This window comes from Paenibacillus sp. J22R232 (assembly GCF_056269165.1).
This window is the reverse complement of sequence record NZ_JBWDNK010000042.1, coordinates 1-1,736: the sequence shown is the minus strand read 5'-3', so window position 1 is coordinate 1,736 and position 1,736 is coordinate 1. Positions and strand designations below refer to the sequence as shown.

The following is a 1,736-nucleotide window of genomic DNA, read 5'->3' as shown; positions in this document are numbered from 1 at the left end:
CTCCCTCGGTACGATGCAGTTATCTCACGAATGCTCGCTTATTCACAGAATCTCACCAGAGGATGAGTTGTAACCCGGATTGAATGGGACGAGAGCCGTCAAATTGGAAACCGACGCGCATGCGGGAACAGAAGGGGCGAGTTTTCGCTCCTTTTTTGTTGCTCTGCTGCACGCTGCTCCACGTAACCTCCGGAGGCTTTCACTCCCATTTCTCGACGGGTCTATTGCCCTTTCATTCCTTCGTTACGCCTATCCAGAGGGTGGAGGCCGGTATTCCTAACGGTACGGGTCTATGCCCTTTTGTTTAACGCAGTCCGGTACTCCGTGCAATCTTGAGATCCTGCGAATAAGCCAGTTTTCGTACGAATAGAGAAGCAGTTAAGCAGCTTGTTTCATAGGAAGAGCTCGATCCGGTTCATAAGCTTCGCCACTTTGTGCCATTGCAACCAGAAGACGAGCCAGCTTGCCGCAAAGTTTCATCACTGAGCGCATTGGCTTTATGCTTTTTGTCTTTACATTCACTTCGTGCTGTCGTTTAAACGTTTCATCGTTCATGATGAGAGCCATGGTTGCCATGAACAGAGCATGCCGAAGCCTTGGTCGGCCACGTTTGCTGATGGACATTTGGCCCTTCCACTTGCCTGAACTTGCTTCAGCTAGGTTGAGACCGGCATGCCGCAACAACGCATTGCCATGTGCATAGCCGCTGAGGTCGCCAGCTTCACCGAGAATGCCGGCGACAGACAAGATGCTCATACCCTTAATAGCCAGCAGCGGCTTGGCCAGTGGAATTCGTTCCAGTGCAGCCGCCACTTCACCCTCGATGACCAGCAGCTGCTCCGTAGCCAGATCGTATTCGGCCAGCAACTGTCGCAGATGGAGCTTGTAGGCTTTCTCGGCATGCTTGGCGCCGACTGAGCGCGCTGCCAGAGCTATTAGCTCGCCAGCTCTTCGTTCACCACTGTGCCGTTTCATGACTGTTTTCCAGCCGTCGATTACTTGCCGAACGGTGAGCTTTTGAAGCTCAGCAGGCGTAGGAAAGAGCCGCAGGGTAGCCAGCGACCCGGAGCCAATGAGGTGCTTGTATACCTGCCGAAGCTCGGGAAACACAATGTCGACCCAGCGGTGAATCTGGTTCTTGACGCTGACAAGACGATGGACAATGGTCTCCCGGTTCGCCATGAGCACGCGCAGTTCCATGAACACTTCACTGGTTTCTTTGATGAAGGAGTAGTAGCCGTTTTTCACCATGTCGGCGATAACGAAGGCATCCTTGATGTCGCTTTTGGATGGTGTATTGTCGCGGTTTTCCTTGTTCTTTTTGACGAGATGAGGATTTACCAACACAACCTCGAGGCTGCGGTCTTTGAGCCAGGCAGCAAGGCTGAGCCAGTAGTGGCCGGTTGGTTCCATGCCGATGATGGTGTCGTTTAGTTGGTGGGTTTCCTGCAAATCTTTCATCCACTCCAGCAGTAGGCTGAAACCGGCGTCGTCGTTTGAGAAGTGAAGTGGAGTGCCAAGCAGAATTCCACGGAAGTTGACGGCGCGTGCAACGTGGGACTGCTGGGCGATGTCGATGCCGACGACAAGATGCTGGGTTGAAATGCGTTCGAGCAGTTGATTTTGTTTGGCTTGAGCTTTAAACTTCAAGATAGAGCGACCTCCTTAAGATGGCTAAAGGGCTATGACCCGTGATTAACCCATCGTACCGGAGTCGCTCGTTTTTATGCAAAGCG

At 52.6% G+C, this 1,736-nt stretch carries 1 protein-coding gene; it reads right to left on the bottom strand.

The window, feature by feature from the left end:
• Nucleotides 1-378: 378 nt before the first annotated feature.
• Nucleotides 379-1,650, bottom strand: coding sequence for an IS110 family RNA-guided transposase (locus tag AC0YN3_RS33060; protein ID WP_475779063.1), 1,272 nt, complete (start codon nucleotides 1,648-1,650; stop codon nucleotides 379-381).
• Nucleotides 1,651-1,736: the final 86 nt, after the last annotated feature.